At 32.5% G+C, this 18,230-nt stretch carries 11 protein-coding genes; 3 read left to right on the forward strand and 8 right to left on the reverse strand.

The genetic code is table 11. The annotated features are described in order from the left end of the window. The first annotated feature begins 677 nt into the window (after positions 1 to 677). Together IR083_RS18690 and IR083_RS18695 are read left to right on the forward strand one after the other, a co-directional pair. The gene (locus IR083_RS18690; protein WP_194225447.1) at positions 678 to 1,760 is read left to right on the forward strand and encodes a hypothetical protein; all 1,083 of its coding nucleotides are present in this window, start codon (positions 678 to 680) and stop codon (positions 1,758 to 1,760) included. 230 nt (positions 1,761 to 1,990) lie between these two features. Continuing rightward, on the forward strand, positions 1,991 to 4,498 hold the full coding sequence (locus IR083_RS18695; protein ID WP_194225448.1) for a hypothetical protein: 2,508 nt from the start codon (positions 1,991 to 1,993) through the stop codon (positions 4,496 to 4,498). Positions 4,499 to 5,006: 508 nt separating this feature from the next. On the opposite strand, the gene IR083_RS18700 is transcribed toward IR083_RS18695, so the two are convergent. The 6 genes from IR083_RS18700 to IR083_RS18725 all read right to left on the reverse strand — a co-directional run bounded on the left by IR083_RS18700 (position 5,007) and on the right by IR083_RS18725 (position 13,029). Continuing rightward, entirely contained in the window at positions 5,007 to 5,759 is a 753-nt protein-coding gene (locus IR083_RS18700; RefSeq protein WP_194225449.1) for a hypothetical protein, read from the reverse strand. A gap of 130 nt (positions 5,760 to 5,889) precedes the next feature. Further along, positions 5,890 to 7,227: a C10 family peptidase gene (locus IR083_RS18705; RefSeq protein WP_194225450.1), complete on the reverse strand. Its 1,338-nt coding sequence runs from the start codon at positions 7,225 to 7,227 to the stop codon at positions 5,890 to 5,892. Between the two features lie 5 nt (positions 7,228 to 7,232). Beyond that, complete coding sequence (locus IR083_RS18710; RefSeq protein WP_194225451.1) at positions 7,233 to 9,857, reverse strand: hypothetical protein; 2,625 nt, start codon at positions 9,855 to 9,857, stop codon at positions 7,233 to 7,235. Positions 9,858 to 9,928: 71 nt separating this feature from the next. Next, a complete protein-coding gene (locus IR083_RS18715) occupies positions 9,929 to 10,825 on the reverse strand; it encodes a hypothetical protein (protein ID WP_194225452.1) in 897 nt (298 codons plus the stop codon). A 22-nt stretch (positions 10,826 to 10,847) separates the two neighbouring features. After that, positions 10,848 to 11,240, reverse strand: coding sequence for a hypothetical protein (locus IR083_RS18720; RefSeq protein WP_194225453.1), 393 nt, complete (start codon positions 11,238 to 11,240; stop codon positions 10,848 to 10,850). 214 nt (positions 11,241 to 11,454) lie between these two features. Then, positions 11,455 to 13,029 (reverse strand): tetratricopeptide repeat protein, encoded by a 1,575-nt coding sequence (locus IR083_RS18725; protein WP_194225454.1) that lies wholly within the window; start codon positions 13,027 to 13,029, stop codon positions 11,455 to 11,457. Between the two features lie 534 nt (positions 13,030 to 13,563). Here IR083_RS18725 and IR083_RS24835 point away from each other — a divergent pair. After that, on the forward strand, positions 13,564 to 13,692 hold the full coding sequence (locus IR083_RS24835; RefSeq protein WP_262893186.1) for a hypothetical protein: 129 nt from the start codon (positions 13,564 to 13,566) through the stop codon (positions 13,690 to 13,692). Between the two features lie 167 nt (positions 13,693 to 13,859). On the opposite strand, the gene IR083_RS18730 is transcribed toward IR083_RS24835, so the two are convergent. Both IR083_RS18730 and IR083_RS18735 read right to left on the reverse strand, forming a co-directional pair. Beyond that, a complete protein-coding gene (locus tag IR083_RS18730) occupies positions 13,860 to 16,187 on the reverse strand; it encodes a TonB-dependent receptor domain-containing protein (protein ID WP_194225455.1) in 2,328 nt (775 codons plus the stop codon). Between the two features lie 181 nt (positions 16,188 to 16,368). Then, complete coding sequence (locus tag IR083_RS18735; protein WP_194225456.1) at positions 16,369 to 18,027, reverse strand: tetratricopeptide repeat protein; 1,659 nt, start codon at positions 18,025 to 18,027, stop codon at positions 16,369 to 16,371. Positions 18,028 to 18,230: the final 203 nt, after the last annotated feature.

Genomic DNA, 18,230 nt, shown 5'->3' on the forward strand with positions numbered 1-18,230 from the left:
CTCTCAATTCTGTCAAAGAACTCGTGAAAGTAGAGAACTCTCGTGTGGTTTTCTTTATGCCTTCGCCATCCACGGTGGCTACTACTACTTTCTTGTGTACGTCTATGCCGCATCCCCTGGATACGACCTGGGTAAATGTAATCTGTTCCATAGTCTTAATCTTTAGTTGGTTATAACCAAAGCTAAGGGCCTTTGCTAACTTTTACATTATCTTTGGCGTCTTTTTTACGTCATGGGGGTTTCATAATGGTAATATTTATTTGTTTTTTGATAAAAGAGAGTAACTGAACTTCTTTTTCCAATCTCATTTTATGATTGGCTTATAAAAACATCAGATTCTGCGAAAAGTGGTGTAGATATATAGAATGAAGAAAAGAACACTATACTATTATAAACAATTAATTAAGCCTTATTGTTTCAAATAATTTCAAATTCAGATATTTAATGAGTTATTCCGGCTAAATTGAATAATCTTGCAGGAGTTGACATCAATAAGATTTGATCTTTATCATGAACATCGAGGAATACCCATTAATGTCAGTCTTTCGAATAAAGAACACAATTGAAAAATAGGTATAGCTTGTTGAGCTGTGAATTATGTAATTAATAATCAGAAATGTATAACAAAATATATTCGGGAAATTAGTTCCTTTATAAGTTGTTTATATATATTGCGTATGAATGGAAGGATAAGAATCGGGTCTTCAAATCAGAAAAAGAAGACAGCTTTAATTACAGAAGGAAATAGCGCCATAGGTTATAATATAGCTACTTGCCTGGAATCTACCGGTAATTGGAATGTTATCATCATATCTTCCCAAAAGCTTTCTTATGCAGGAACATTCGAGTTTATCCGCTTGGATTGCCTGAATACAGATGCAATCGATCTGCATCAGGAAAAATTACAGGAAATTACACATATCTTCTTCGGTACATCCGATAATAGATCCTTGAAAAATATCGAGTCCCTGAATTTAGTAACAGAAATAGAAAAAATGGCGCCTTGGCTCGAACATATTATATTTATCCAGGAAACTATCAGGCACGATAAGAAAATGAGTGTGCTTAAACCAGTTATTGTAAAAAGATATGTGCCATTTACCCCTTGTCTGTTTTTTCATCTTTACAGCCCTGAAGAAGAGTTTTTAAGACAAGAGTCCGTCAATAAGAAATGGGGATGGACATCGCTTCGTTCAAATACAATAATCGATATCTCTATTGACAACCCTTCCGGTATAGCAATTCAAATTGCAATCTATGCAACACTCTGTAAGGAAGAAGGTGTGCCTATGTCTTTTCCCGGCAGTGAAGAAAAATTTAATTCCCGGATTGATCTAACCGCATTAGATACCCTTACGGAAAGTATGCAATATGTACTGTCCCGGAAGTTATGCAAAGGGGAGATCTTTAATATAACAAGCGGGAATGGAATACTATGGAAAGATCTTTGGGTACAAATAAGCAAATATTTTGGTATACTATCGGGAAGGCCTAACGTTTTCTCGTTCGCTTTATATATGCAAAGCAGGGATGATCTATGGAGAGGTATTTGTGAAAAATATAAGCTCAAGAATAAATCTTTACTCCGTTCTTTAAACTGGTATTCAAGTGATTTAATCTTTAATGATTCATACAATATACTGTCTGATCCGGAAAAGATCCATCGATTTGGTTTTATCGATAACCAAACAGATATCTTCCCTGCTTTCAGAAAAATGTTTGATCAACTGAAAGTAGAGCATATTATCCCTGCTTATTAGTCTGTATCAGAAGAAAGTCTGAAAGGTAATTTCTTCTTTTATTAGGATCTCTAATGATTTATTAATTGCCTTTCCCGAAAACAGAATTTAGAACAAATGATAAGATGAAACCATTAGATATTTTTAAAAATATATCATTAAGTGCCTTTTACTATTTAATAGCCTATCATAAGATCATTTTACGTAAAAAAATTAGAGTTTATTTTTTAGTCATTCTATCTCTCTTCTTCGTGACTGCTTTAAACGCACAGAATAAGGGAGATTCTATTCCCATTCAGTTAGGTGATGTTGTAAAGAAACCGATATACGAGCAAAAGAGAAATGAACATGGTTCTCTATATCATAGTTTATGGGGTACGCATTACGAACCATTGTATTATAAAGCGGTAAGCGTAAAAGCAATTAGTCTGAATTCTTTATATGGAGGATTATCCATTCTCAGAGAATTTAAGGATTTGCATACCTTAGTATTGAAAGATAAGAATGAATCCTTGTATTTGCTGCGTCCTCTTGGTGGATCTACCAGCTTCTTAAATTCGAGTTTCTTTAAAAGTGTTTATGATATTGATGATTTAGAAGATACTTATATAGGCGATTTTATTACGGAAGCATTTACTATTGTTCATCCGTATGGTTTCATTGCTTCCAACCTTATGGCAAAAGAAGTTGACCTGATCTCTAATCGATATGATATTGCATATATATCAACAGGTGAAGCTACAGATACTGTTGCAGACGGCAGCAATATCAGAGGTAATCTGATAACGATTACACGTTTGCCTTTTACCGAGCAAGAAAAGGTATTTACTAATGTGGAACAACTTCTTGAAGAATTACATAAAGGGGATACTTATAATGTAGATCAGCAACTTTATATCCGTACGCGGTTATTTGATATGCTGATTGGAGACTGGAACAAAATCCCCGAATCATGGGGTTGGATTACGGCATTGAAGAGTGATTCAATTATATTTGAACCAATGGTACTTGACCGAAACCATGCTTATCCGAAAATAGAAGGTATTTTATTTAAGCCTTTGTTGAGAATGTTGGGTTTGGGCTTTATTAATAATTATGATGAGACGCTAAATAATGTAAAAAAACTCAATACTCTTGGTTATGCATTAGATATGGCTCTTACCCCAAAGAGTGATAAGAGCGCTTGGTTGGAGCAAGCTAAATATTTGCAGATCCATTTGTCAGACGAGTTGATAAACAATGCTTTCTCAGCATTACCAGAAGAGGTGCAGGATGAGAACATGCAAGATATAAAAAGAAAACTAATGAGCCGTCGTAACCAAATAGAAAATATTACGCATCGGTATTATCTGGAATTGCAGAAAACCCCTGTGATTACAGGTACGAATAATGATGATAGATTCATATTCGGTGAAGATGAAATGGGCAATTTGCACATTCAAATTTATAATTCAAATTCAGACCAACCATATTTTGACCGGCATTATTCTGCTAAACAGACTAAGGAAATATGGGTCTACGGATTAGAAGGCAATGACATATTTGAAGGAAACCGTCCTACAAACCGGATAAAAACATTGCTAATCGGAGGTAAAGGGGAAAACCTCTATAATCTTACTTCTAACCGTAAGGTAAAAGTTTATGAATCCCAGTCTCAACAACAAAGATTGGCTGATACATCACCCGTAAAGATTATATATCCCCGTAATGAAGAAAATGCATTAAAGTATGATTATGAAAAATTAAGCCACAAAAAGTTATCGGTTACTCCCATCGGACTTTATGATTCCGATCTGGGTATTAACCTGGGAACATCTATTACCTATACGGTGAATGGTTTCAAGAGAACTCCTTATACTCAATGGCACCAACTTAGTTTTGATTATATCAATGGTTTTACTTATCAGGGAATTTTTCCGGATTATGATGGAAGAAGAAGTTTTCACCTGTCGGCATTTATCGGCAGTCCTGCTTATTTTTCAAACTTCTTCGGTTATGGAAATTCAACATCTGGCTACAAAGACGAAGATAAAAAATTTAACAGAGTACATTTGGAAAGATATGCTGTTACACCTGCATTTTATTATCAAATAGATAAATTCCAAACATTTAATATTGCAAGTTCATTAGAGATTGACAAAGTGGATAATCCAGAAAACAGAGACCGTTATATTAATCAGATATATGATGACAACAATGATATTTTCGACACTAAATTCTTTCTCGATCTGAACGTACGGTATGTGATGGATAAGAAAACAAATGATGTCATCTCAAAATACAAAATAAGTCTGTCTACCGGAGGAATATTCAATTTAGGAAATAGGGGGCGTCACGTTCCTTATGCAACAGCCAATTTGAGTGTAAACATTCATTTGATAAGTCATTTGTCTTTTGCGACAGAAGTAAATACCAAAGTGCTGCTTTCTAATAAATACGATTTTTTTCAATCTGCGACAACTGAGTTAAGAGGGTTCCGGGATAATCGTTTTATGGGTAAACAATCATTTTATCAGTTTTCCGAATTCAGATGGGATATGGGTGAGTTGAAGAACAGTTTCACTCCCGTTGAATACGGTTTATTCGCAGGAGTTGATTATGGGCGAGTGTGGTATCCGCACGAGGATTCGAATAAATGGCACTCTTCGTATGGTGGTGGATTCTGGGTAACACTGTTTAAGGAGTTTACCGGTAAACTATCATTCTTCGCTTCCAATGACGATCAACGTTTTATGTTGCAATTGGGAATGGGGTTTTAATATACCTTTTCTTGTGTTTTTTTATCTTAGAAGAAGGTATAGTAGTCCGTATTATTTATTGAAAATAAATATGTTACAAAATTGTTTTCGCCAATGGGTAACGATCTAGAAACCAGCTTAGTTCTTAGATATGCTTATTTACTCACTATATTAAAGAGCGACCTATGTTTGCTAAGATACAAAATTCTTCGTTCTAATGTATCATTCACCTGCAAATTATTTATAAGCGTTCATCTTTTGCTGGTCAGTCATGGTTTGGAACATTTCTTCTGTCGAGAAAGATTTTAAATGGAATACTTTTTACATAGATATTCCGTTTTTTTGTTATCTCTACATTTTCTCTTATCACTGTCTGTCGGGAATTATATAAGGTTTGTAATTCCGCATAGTTTGTGTAAATAGACATAGCCCGAACTGGATTTCTTCAATTCGGGCTATGTCCCTCTTTTGTTATCTATACAAATATAGCTAATTTATTAACAAATAGCAAATTATTGCTTCGGGCGTATTATAATTCATTATAAACACATTTCACTTTTTGTTCTTCTATAACTTTCTTAATATTTTTATCAGGGTATTTTTCTTGATATTCCTTAGTTCTGTCAATAAAGTATGTGCCACTTTTTTGTTGAGGCTTTACTCCGACATCAGATTTCGACTCAAGTAAGAATTTATACCTGTATGCAACCGCTTCGCTCGTTTTAACTGTAAACTCATATTCTAGTGTTTCTTCTATGAATTTATAAATCGTGTATTTATTAGGATTACCTCTTAGGATAGCAGATTCATTTTCAAAAGAAAGATTATCATAAAATGATTTTTCTTTTTGGTTATAGAATAAAGAACGTTCAAGCATATCTTGTTCTATAGTTTCTTTTACATCTGGATCACCTTCGACTGTAATTTTTGAATTCTTTAATTTCCAATTCCCTGCACCTTCGTATTCAACGACTACTTTGATTTTATACTTTAGTCTATTTTTTTCTCTTATGGTCACAGTCGTAGTACCCTCTTTTATAGGGGTAATAATAAAACCTTCCCCTTCCCAGTCGTATTGAGCCGTAGCTATACTTAGGTCAGATACATTAATTTCCAGATCGATGTAGCCTGACAGATCGGCTATACTGTTTAATACTGTCGGTTTACCTGAACCGAGATGGCTATATACTTTAAATTCCTGCACATCATCAGAATCATCATCAGAACATCCGATTAAACCGATAGATAAAATAAAGAATAATAGACATAAAATTTTGTTCATAGTGTTTTGTTATTTTGTATTACTCGATGAAAATAAGATATAAACCTCAATAAAGGAAGTCGTAATATCCTTTTAACTATATCCTTTTAACTGTCGCGACCTACTTTTATTATTATTTAAAACAGAAAAATTAGTTTTTAGAAATATTCGCTTGAATCCTGAATTTTCTATTATAGACCTGTCCGCCGTTAGCTGTAAATTCTAAAGGATTTTCCACTTCATAATATCCGTCCCAATATCCATCCCATCCAAAATTGTGATGGACATAAATAGTCTGATTACTATCTACATTAGTATGTATGTAAGCATCCATCAACCAACCATGTCCCCCTTCATCGCAAACAGCAGAAACATGTACTATTTTTCCGCTTCTTAGTGAGGCTGCGATAACATTCCAATCCCATCCTCTACCTCCATCGCATCGCATACCGACTTTCGGTAAAACTCCTTCTATTGCGTTAACATTTGTGGAAGTACCTTTATCACAGTTACTATAGTCCGAACCCGCAGTTTCTCCAGTCCACTTCATTAACATCCCAACTTGATCTAATATAGTTTTAGGCGTATAACTTCTGTCTAATTTTGGGGTTTTCTTAATATTAGCCCAATCCATATTATAAGCATAAATATTAAGCTTTGGTTCACAGTGCGCTATTGCCTGTGTTATTGCGACAATGCCGCATCCTGTGAGGTATCTGCCTTCGGGGCGTAACGGACAATTTTGAGCTAATTTACAATTATAGGGAACTCCTTGTCCCCACATTGTTTTTATTAATGGAAATTTCTTTTCTGTTCTCTCAACGACATACTGAGGGTATTCATCCAACCAATCAAATTCATTATCATCTACTTGGATAGATCTTAAAGAGGGAATTGATTGAAGTTTACTATATGCAGACTGCTCCAAAGAATCTTTAATTATATTAAACTTTTTTATTCTTTGAAGTGCCGACATAAGACTGGCTTTTTGTATTTCTCTTGCACCGATATTTATACCTGATTCATCTGTCATGTTTTCCGAATCTACACCTGCATTAGGAACAAAAGCAATAACTTTGGCATGTCTGGCATCGGCAGATACAAGGGCATATCCGTTCTTTCCCTGTTTATTTATTCGGACTTTATATACAGGTAGATGTTCATTATAATCATTGCTTTTGGTTGTCCTTAACTCAGATTCTTCTTCAGAAAAATAAAATTTCTTATCTATCTCATAGCCTATCTTATCCATAGTATTTCTCAATAGTGGTTCCTCCGAAATAGAATATTCAAAATTACTTACAATATCGAGGATTTTACTTTCCGGTATTTCATAATTATCCAATAAACTAATCCTTTCAAGAAGTGAAAGTTCGTTTGAACCAATAGGTGTTTTATCGTTTGATGGTTCAGCTATTTCATTATTTGAACATGCAATATTAAAAAGCAAATTCAAAACAATGAAGAATAATATATATAACTTTTTCATACTGATTATTTCTTTAGTAGTTTACGACTAAATATTTGCCCGTTTATATTAAGTGTACACACATTAACTCCGTTACTCAACGAAGAATAGTCGATTTTAAATCTATATTCTCCTGCGGGATAAACTTTGTTCACTACAATATTATGCTGTCTGCCAGCAAAAAGACCAACAGTGCTTAAAGAAATTTTAGCTTCAGATGGTAGCTTTATGACTGCATAAGTACCGTTTGTTGTAACCGGATTCTCCAAAATATTAAAAAGAGCGTCAGTATTCAACAATTTATCGTCGACTTGAAGGCTTCGTATGCGCGGAGTTACTTTATTAATTATATCCCCATCAATAATCTCTTTAATGTATTTCTTGGCAAAAGTCTCATAAGAAGGAAATATATAAGCCCCATCCTCTGTATAAGGATCTTTCGACCATTCTTCTTTTATGTTTGTTATGATACTGCCATATTTATCAGCTGCAATTTCTGCGAAAAGTAATGGAGATAATGATGTAGAAAGATTACTTGAATTTTCATTAAAAATTATATCAGCGAAGAATAATACACTTTCTTTTACGTTTAATTTTCCATATTCGATCAGAGCCTTTCCCTCCGGAATAATGATGTAGTCATTCGTATTATTAGTTAATGCGTATTTGTCTGAATTTATTGCTTTTTTCCAATTTTCAAACAATATGCCTAATTTGCGACCTGACTTTGAAAGAATACTTGCCGATTGATATTCATTTACTACTCTCTGTTGTTCAGAATCTAAGTCAATATCTTCTATTATCGTTAATCCGTCACCTATTGATTGTTCCAAAGTATATATATCATCTTCACTTAATCCTGAAGAACGACTTTGGGTCGTATTGGATAATGAATAATAATTAGTAGGATTCGGTTTATAATAATATGCGTACGGACTTCCGTATTCAGTCCCATTAAGAGAAGTATTTGTATGGGTTATTCTTCCCCATGTTCCAATCTTGCTTTCGTATGCAAAGCCATGCAAGTCCATATTAGCCCCATTAGTCGTAGCAAAATGTGATGCTCCCGACATATCATTATTCTTTGAGTATAATACAACCGCTAATTGTCCGTATGTCGACCTGCTGAATGTTTCTGCCCCTGCATAACGTCTCGGATTATTACCGAAATAATTATCCCAAGAACTCCATGCAGAAAGTCCCCCGATAGTTACATTCTGGTTTATAATACCACCAGCCCATGCGGCAGCATTATAAGACGAATTATCATCCCCTGTTAAGATCGCATCCCCGCTCTTTAAGTTAGGAAATTTAGTCATATATTTCGCAGGTGCATCCCTTAAACCACCGTAAACATCACAGTTACCATAATATACACTCCATGCCCCGATAGAGGTTATCAACATTTTCCAATTATTATTAGTTGCCCTGTGCCCAATTTTCTTACGGGCATCGTCGAACCAATAGAAATCGGCTGGAGGGTAATAAGTATATTCCTCAGAATTGAATAACATCTTATTGCCATCTAACAAAAATATTCGGGGACTGCCTGTTGATTTTCCTGTAAAATAATTCAGTGTTTCTTTATATTTTACAGGTGCGTCTAACATGTAACCCGATACAGGCACACCTTCATTGGCTATTGTCCCATTCCAATAAACATTAACCAAACCTGCTCTTGGGATAGACTGATGCGCATAAGAATTTATTTTCGAACGAATGACAAGGTAATAATCTCCAGCGGGAGGTGTAACGTCAATTCTTGAATGATTGCCTGTATAATTATCATTAAACCATGAGTAATTATTCGGATCATCTATTTTGTAGAGATGCATATAGGTATCTACGTCGTAATAATCATCACCAGCTACGGGTGTTGTATGAAAAATATTCCGTTCTTTCTTAAGGGTTAGTCTTCTGTGATATGTGTATACAACAGGTACTTTAGCCCATGCAGTGTAATAATATTTACTGGTATTAGAAGCCCCGACATTTTGTGGTGTCACAGTCCAATTATAGGATTCATCAAAGGCCGACCGCGTACCTATACTTGGTGTTTCCTTATTTGCCAGTGTTTTGACATAATGATTATAGATATAATCTTGTTTAATTAAATCTTCTTCAGAGCTAGCCAACTGTATGCAGTCAACTTCTGGATAGAATGGGGCATCTGTCTCAAAAGTAATCAAGTTCTTCCCTGCTGTCATTGTTACAGTCTTTTTATCCTTAATCCCAATAACTTCCCAATCTCCTTTTGTACTGTTTAATACACCTTGATATTTAGCATTTACATAGACTTTTATTTCTTGGAAATTACCTGATGAAACATAGGTTGAAAGGGTGTTCGCTAATAAATAATAATCTCCGGACTCCTCCAATATAACGGTAAAGTCCTTCATCAGCTTAAGGGCTTCAGGGTTTTCTATATTTGTGATTCTTGCCTGAGTTGAAGAAACCGAGTTGCGATAACCTGATTGTGTAAATAAGATTGCACTATTTTTTCTCACTCCTCTTAGTTTTTCATCTTGAGTTTTCCCATCCAAATCCTTTTGAAGGAAAGCATTATTGGGTATAGCTTCAGAATTTATCTTTTTCTGAGCAAATACCCCCAAAAAAGACAATGATAGTAATATGGTAAAGATTTGTTTCATCCTAATTTTTTATAAAAGTGTTATTATATACAATAGAGGTAATTTACTACCCCTATTGTTATTATTTGGAATTACTTCTTTACAACAGCGGTAATCCATGTATTATCCCAGCATTTTGCACTACCCGACACACTGCCTTTTTCCATCTTATATGAATGATAGCCCGTAACCCAATCAAGTGTTACTCTAATTTTGTTCCCTGTTCCGGTCTTAGAACCACTAAATGGTTGTAAAAACTGTGCCATTGGGATTACTACTCCACATTCCCAATTTAAGGATAGTTCTGTATTTGCACTTTGCCAATCAACACTTGTGTTTGGTCTTGACCATGCTTCAACTTGTACACCACATTCTGATTTAAGTGGATTTTTACTTGACCAGAAAGAAGTTTGAACTTTAGTTCTGCCATCTGCAGCGATTCTCAACAAAGGTGGTTTTTGCATTTCTATTGTGATAATAGGTTCACCATCATAAAAGACTTCTACTCCTTCCGCTATTTTATAGTTTCCATTAGGTAAGACGGCATATGAATCTAAGTTTCCAATAATTTGTTTTTCGTTGGCAATCTGTTTGAGCCCTTCATCGTATTTTGATATTTGAATGAAATAAGTAGTATAACCGGATTTTCCGTACTTATAAACCATATTTTCTACTTGAAATTCCAGATTATCATTCAGAATAGCTCCTATTGTCGTAAATTCTTTGAAGGATTCTATAATACTCAGCTCTTGGTCTGGAGAATAGGTACTAGGAGAGTAAACTGCTTCTGATCCTCTTTCTGCTTTTAGGAAAGCTTCAAATTCGGATTGACTGGCGAAAACTTTACGAGTAGCATCCACCCCTGGCTTTGAGTGCGAATCAAAATCGTTATCATCATTACTACAGCTAAATAATGCTAAAGACATTATTAAAATACCAAATACAAGTTTGCATGTATTCAGTCCTAAATTTTTAATTTCACTTTTCATTGTTGATTAATTTGAATGTTATTTATTGAACATTAAAGTCTCCAGATGTGCTTTCTCCGCTAACAAGATTTATTACTGTCATTATGTAACCTCCCTTACTGAATGAAGAGAGAGGAATATTTATTCTTTTTACTCCATCATTTTGAGAGAGTATTATTGATTGAGAATATAAGTGATCTCCATTTTGTTCAATTATTACTAAATGATCGTCGGATGAGATAAATTCAAGAATTACGTATTGCCAAGTTTCTTCTTTTATCCCTGTTACAGAATATGGTGATTCGGATCTTACTCCCCCTGAACTCAATTGTGATTTCAGGAAAATCTCTCTTCGGGATTTGTATGCTAGTTGACTTTGAGCAATGAATGATTCCGATGTAATGATAAGTAACAGTAGCAATAATAATTTTTTCATAATTTCGATATTTTGATTGTTTATATCTATTGCATATAGTTTGTGTTTATTGTGAAACAAAAGTAATATTGCTTATTAAGATAAATAATAGCAAGCGACTTTTAATCAAGAATAGAAATTATTCAACACTTTAGTATTCAAATAGTTATAATGAAAACAGAAAAGGTCTATGGCGACTTTTACCATAGACCTTTCCTCTTTTTATATAGAATTTTTATAGATTGTCAGATAGATCTTTTAACCTTTGGCTTATATTGTTGTAATCTTTTATTCCCATTTTCTTCCTTATTGATGTTCTTTTATGTGTTATTGTATTAAGGCTAAGTTTCATTATTAATGCCATTTCTTGGTTAGTAAAACCGGAGTGAATCAAACAACATATTCTAAATTCACTTTCATCAAGTAGCGGAATATGTTGTTTTAACTTATCCAAGAAGCCATCGTGTAATTCATTCATTATGTCATATAACATATTCCAGTCAAGCCCGTCCTGTTTGTACACAATGTCATTGAATTTCTTTAATATTCTTTCTCCCTGCTGTATTTCATCTTCTCTTAAATAATTTTGCAATGTGGCTGATTTTCTCAAAATATCAAAGTGATGTAAAAGAATATCTCTAAAAGAAATTCTTTTTTCGTTATAGCTTAATGCTAAGTTATTTAATTGGAGTATTTTATTCTCGGCTTCATCCAGCTCTCTTTTTTTCTTCTGATGGTGATAATAAAAAAGAAAAGAAATACTTAAAAGAGCTATTCCCAAGAACAATATCCATGCAAAAAAATGAGCATTTTTTATATACAACTCATTATTATGATTTCTGATACGCTCAAAATTGTATTTATTTTGAATATCCAATATTGTTTTCTTTTCTCTTTCTTCAGAAATAATATCACTCTTTTTAGTGTAATTCTTATAATCGAGGAGCGCCTTCTCGTAATTTCCAGCTTTCTCATTTATTTCAGAAGACACTTCATCCAAACTGGCTGTGAAGTAAGGATCTTTAATCCCCCCACTAATTGACAATGCTTTATAAAAAAAGTAATTAGTGGAGTCGGAGTCGTTTTTCTGAGCATATATTCTAGCTAAGCTCAAATAAATCTTTGCATCTATTGGCATGTCAGCTATAGGTAGTGCTTGCTTATATAAAGCAATTGCTTTCTCATTATCTCCCTGCAATTGATAAACTAATCCCAGATTTTGTAAAGTTTTTAGTTTTATATCTGGTAAGTTCGAAATCTCCGCTAAGTCTAAGCTTTGATTGTAATAGACAGATGCACTATCATTCTTATCCATCATCATATAACAATTCCCAATATCAGTTTTTATTCCAATAGTTCGACTTATATCATTCCCTTTTTGAAAATATTCAAGTGCAGTTTCAAAATGATATAATGCTTCTCTATAATCAGATTCCCCAAATAATAAATACCCCATATTAGCATGAATAACACCTTTTAAGATATTTCCATTGGGTAATTTCTCTGCATATTTATTTGCATTCAAATAAGCATTCATCGCTTTATCTGTATTTCCTGCTTCATGCCACAAACGCCCACAATAATATTGAGCACGTGTTAATTTCGAAATATCATTCTGCGCTGTATAATAGGCTATTGTGCTAAAAATTGCAGTATCTTGAGTTATATTTTGGTAAAGTTTATCTTTTGCCTGTATTGTTAAAAGGGTATAGTCATGCCAATCCTTTTCGCTTAAAGAACTTGGTTGGATGATAGAGTCTAAAAACAGCAATGCACTATCCGGATATTGCTCTATAGTAGATTCTGCCATTCGAACATAATCTGGTTTGGAATTACACGAATATAGAGTTAAGATATAAGACAAAGTTAATAAATAGCATAAAAACCTCATATTCATAAATTATCAGTCATTTTTCTCTTTTGAATTCAAAAATAGTATAAATATTCTATATCAGATTCCCTATCAGATCTAGAAGCAACAATAGGTAGCTAATTTTTTTATCTGTGTATTACACAATATTATATCAAATATCATCAATAATGACCAAAGGAATAAGTCGCTTTATGTTTTTTTCAATATATTATATATCAATTATTTATTTCTTGGTTGTATTGCGTAAAAGTCGCAATACATTATTTTATGATTATTTGTAAATAAAAATGCCATAATTTGTAATTGCAATCTAGTTCTCACAATCTTTATCTACAAAAAATTTATGATTCGCAAGTGTAAGAAATGCATCTAGGTTAATAATACCACCCTTGAAGATAAAACAGGGAGTTACACAAAATGAGGTGATGCTCCTTGTCTGCTTTATAGAAGTTAAATTTAAAAATGAAATCTATGAAAAGACTATTAAACACACGGTTATTTTGTCTGCTAAAGAAGATGGAAGAGACGTTTGATGTGTTGCAAGAGATTCCTCCGGCATACGATAATTCTTTGTTTGTTTTCTCAACAATGACTCAATAACGTTCAATTTCGGGAGATCTACAAGAGACTGTCCAAAACTTTTTGCGAATCAAAAACTACTGGTTTTTAGTCTGAGATACCAAGTCGATACGAAACAAAGCAATATGGCTCATTTTGTTTGGTATTTATTGATATTGCACAAATTATATTTTTATACAGTTAGTGTATTATAATCTATCTAGTTCATCACTAGACCTGCTTCCTTTATATCTATTGCTTGTACTATTAAATCTATATGTAATACTTACTTGTATGTTTTGTCTGTACATCTTATTATCGTAGTATGTAGCTAGATTGTTAGATATAAAATTCACCCGATATTTGCTTGTGTTAAATAGGTCATTAGAGCTAATATTTAACATCAACTTATCATGTAGAAAAGACTTATTTATATAAAAATTAGTTTGCCAGGAACTACTTAAATATTCAGCATTTGCGTTTCCTTCGGAACTTATTCTAATATCTACTCCCAATTGCCAGTCTTTTAGTTGAAAACGATTCCTTAGATTTGTTGCAAAGATTGGTTTATTGTATTTTATACTTGAGTTACCTAATTTTAGATAATCTTTTGCTAGAGAGATCTCCCAATTGGGTTTCCATATCCCGAAAGAATTCGAATAATTCAAGCTGATAGAGAGCCTCTGGCTACTATTGAAATTTATAGGTTTCAATAAAATTGAGTTCTCTAAATATAATTGAGGGATATAAGCAATTCTATCTTTATAGTGGGTATAAATTGTCATTAAAGTGAATTTCTTCCACATCATCATATAAGTAAAATTATTTTGATAGGTAGGCTTTAATAATGAATTACCACTATAATAACTGTATGGAGCTTGATAAAAGACCGTACTTCGTAGATCGTAATAATATGGTCTTTGAATTATATTCTTATAAGCTAGCTCCATTTGTAAGTTGTCATTTTTATAAGATAAGCGAAGACTAGGAAAGAGCTTTTGATAATTTTTACTTTGTTCTTCTATTAATTCATTATTTTGGAAATATTTAGATCGCACTGATTCATATCTAAATCCAATGTCTCCAGAGAATTTATTTATTGTTTTACCGTAAGACAGAAAGCCTGCTCCTAGATTTTGTTTTACTCTATTATTACTAGACTCAACACCTGGTACATTAGAATCCTCATAAACTGAAAATACCTGCTTATTGGTTGTGTAAGACATTTCAAGTCCATAGGTTAATGCTCCAGAATATAAAGGAGTATTCATTGTTAGTTTTCCTGCAATCAGTTCTGAATTTCCACCTTCGGATGTTATTATCTCCTCATTTGAATGTATGATAGAAGTATTTTGAATATTTGCATTATTTTTACGATTAGATGTCTTGTAATCTATATCTAACTTTAAAGAAAACAATGAAGATGGAGTAGTATTTAGGTATGTATTTAAATAATGACTATATTCTCTACCTCTCACTTTACGAATAGAATGAAGGTCATCTTCGGTTACACTATTCTGAAAAACGTTAATATCTCCATTTGATTTACCGAATGAATCAAATTGATTTACATACTCATACCTTGCACCTAAGCTACTTTTATTATTTATAATATAGTTGAATCCAAGTTCAGGAATTAGATGGTCAAATCCATCATTTTCTACCGTTTTTGAATTAATCGTTGTGATATTATTTTGTCCATTTATTAAATTAGAAATATTCCGATCTTTAGGGAAAGACATAGTTGCATATTGGAATCCTGTGAAAATGTCTAAGTTGTTATTTCTATAGTTAAATGATACTCTATCCAAATTAGAGAACTTTTTATTATATCGATTATATGTGTATATATTACCACTAAGCCCATCTCCAACAGGACGTATTGTTTCAATTTTTATTATAGCATTAACAGATGCGTCATATTCAGCACCTGGATTAGTAATAATTTTTATTGTTTTAATATCCTTTGAGCTTATTTGTTGTAATTCAGAATTATTCCTAACTTGTCGATTATTGATATAAAATAGAGGGGCACCTTTTCCAAATACGGTGTAAGACTCTTGATCTTTTAAAACAAAAGGTAATTGTCCTAATACATCTGAAAGTACACCCATATTTTTTAAAGGGCTATTTTGTATATCTACAGAAATACCTCCAGATTCCATTCGAAATATTTTAGATGTTGCTGTTACTACAACATCTGCTAAGGATCGATCTTTCGGCTTGAGATAAATAACACCTAAATCTTCATTATCAACGCTTGTTGTGTACGTTTCATATCCCAAAAAGGAAATACGTAATAGATAGTTTTTGAGAGGTAAACTCAATTTAAAGTATCCAAACTCATCAGTCACTGTTCCAGAAACGTAGGTTGAATCTGAGGAATTTATCACCATAATGTTTGCAAAAGGCAAAATATTCGAGTTCTGCTCATCAACAATTTTCCCGGAAATAGATATATTGGTTTGGGAACTTAGTTTTTCAGAGTACAAAAATATTAATACAGGTAAAGTCAAATAGACTAATAGGGTTCTCATATATTCGTTGATGTTAAGTTCATAACAACAACGAATTTATATACATTTTCCAAAGAAATATTTATATATATAGATATTTCTTTTCTATATGTCTATTTGAAAATTGCTGAAAATAAACGTGTTACTTTCAGATGAAAGTTAAATCATATATACACGTTAGAATGTCTTATATATACACTTCCTAGGTAAAATGTGCAAGTAAATATTCCACAATATCATCTTTATCTTCTAGTCCTATTTTCTTTCGAATTGTAGAGCGACGTTGATATATTGTTTGTAAGCTTTGTTGCATAATAGCACTGATTTCACTCGAAGAATAATCAGCACGAAGTAAACAACACAATTGTATCTCCTTTTCATTTAGTAATGTTCCATATTTACTTAACAATTTATAATGAAAGTTAGAATACACTGAGTTTATAATTGGATATAAATCTTTCCACACCAAAAGAGCTTCTGTTGAAACAGTCTCATGTGATATATCTATAATTTGGGATAAAAGATCTTGATTTTTTCTGTTATTTGAGGTTGCAATTAGTTTTATTATGCCAAGTTGATCTAATAATGCTTTTTTAAAAAAATTGAAACTATTAGAGTTATTATTTTCATTTGAGTTTGCATTATCTCGAATCAACTTTTGAAGCACCGCTATACGTTCTTCAACCTCTTGATACCTTCTTCTTCTTTTCAAATAATATAAATATAGAAGTAAACATGTGATAGATAGTATAAATATGATAAATAAAAGAAACTGCTCAGTCTGTTGTTTCTTTATCGTTAATTTTAAATTTCTTTCTTCAAGATTATTCTTTTCTAATAATTGCTCTTTTAATATTGCGTTCTTCTTTATTATAGATGAAATAATAGAATCATTAAAAGAAGAAATGGAAGATACGTCTATGTCTTTTTTATTATGAGTATCAATAACAGCTTGTAATACTGCATTTATATTTTCAGTTCCAATTAAATTTAAATCATTGCTCCCACCATATGAACTCTTTCTCTTTTCTATTAGAGACTTGTCTAAATAGAATTGAGCTGAATCAGGCATACCTAATGCTAGGTAAATCTGAGCCAAGATCTGATCATTTATTCCAAAATTTTTGTAGTAGTTAGATAGTTCTCCTGTTTTTTTTATTGCATTAATAGCCTGCTTGTAGTCTTTATTTTTATAATATACAGATGATGCATAGTTTCTCAGATAATGTGCAGCAGGAAGAGTATCTCCCTTTAATAGAGCTAACTTAATACTTTCATCTCTATAGTATTTTGCAGAATCACCTGTGAGATATAAACCTGCTATGTAATAAGAAAAGTGATCATTCGTAAATGACATCCTTTTTTTATAAATATCCGCAGCTTCTTCGTAATTTCTATTTAACAGGTATAAAAAACCTAATTTATGCATGAATTGGCTTATGCGGCTAGTATCTTTTGCTAATACGGCTTTAGACAGACCTTCAGATAGCATATCCTTGGCATTAGCGGATAATTCTTTCCATTGAAAATATTCACTAGCCAACATATAAGAATCTAACATTTTCTCTATATCATTATTTACCTTGTAATAATTTAAAGAGTAAATAACCAGCGAATCATAAATCAATGTTTCTCGCTTTTTACTATGTGCAAGACTACGTAATCTCCAATAATCAGCTTTATTTTTATCTTGTAGCTCCTCAGGGAATTCAATACTTGATAGAATATTCAAAACACTATCTGGATTATCATTAATTATAGCGTCAGCTGTAGCTAATTTATCTTCTAAATTGTTGTTGCAACTAGTAAGTGAATAGAAAAACAATAATAATAAAGATATATATATGACTTTATGTTTCATTAAATTTATAAATAACTCTAAAGGGATTATCATGATTTCATTCTTTTACGAAAGATTTTAAACGTTCGAAGATACTTCGTTCGGGTAGTACAATTTCAGCAACACCAGAAAACTCTTCTAGAGAATATTTTGTCTGATTATTTTCTTCTTTTTTATTTAAATAAATGTCATTATTTTCCTTGTATATCTTATTGTAAGAGTAG

The organism is Dysgonomonas sp. GY75 (assembly GCF_015234155.1).
GTDB lineage: Bacteria > Bacteroidota > Bacteroidia > Bacteroidales > Dysgonomonadaceae > Dysgonomonas > Dysgonomonas gadei.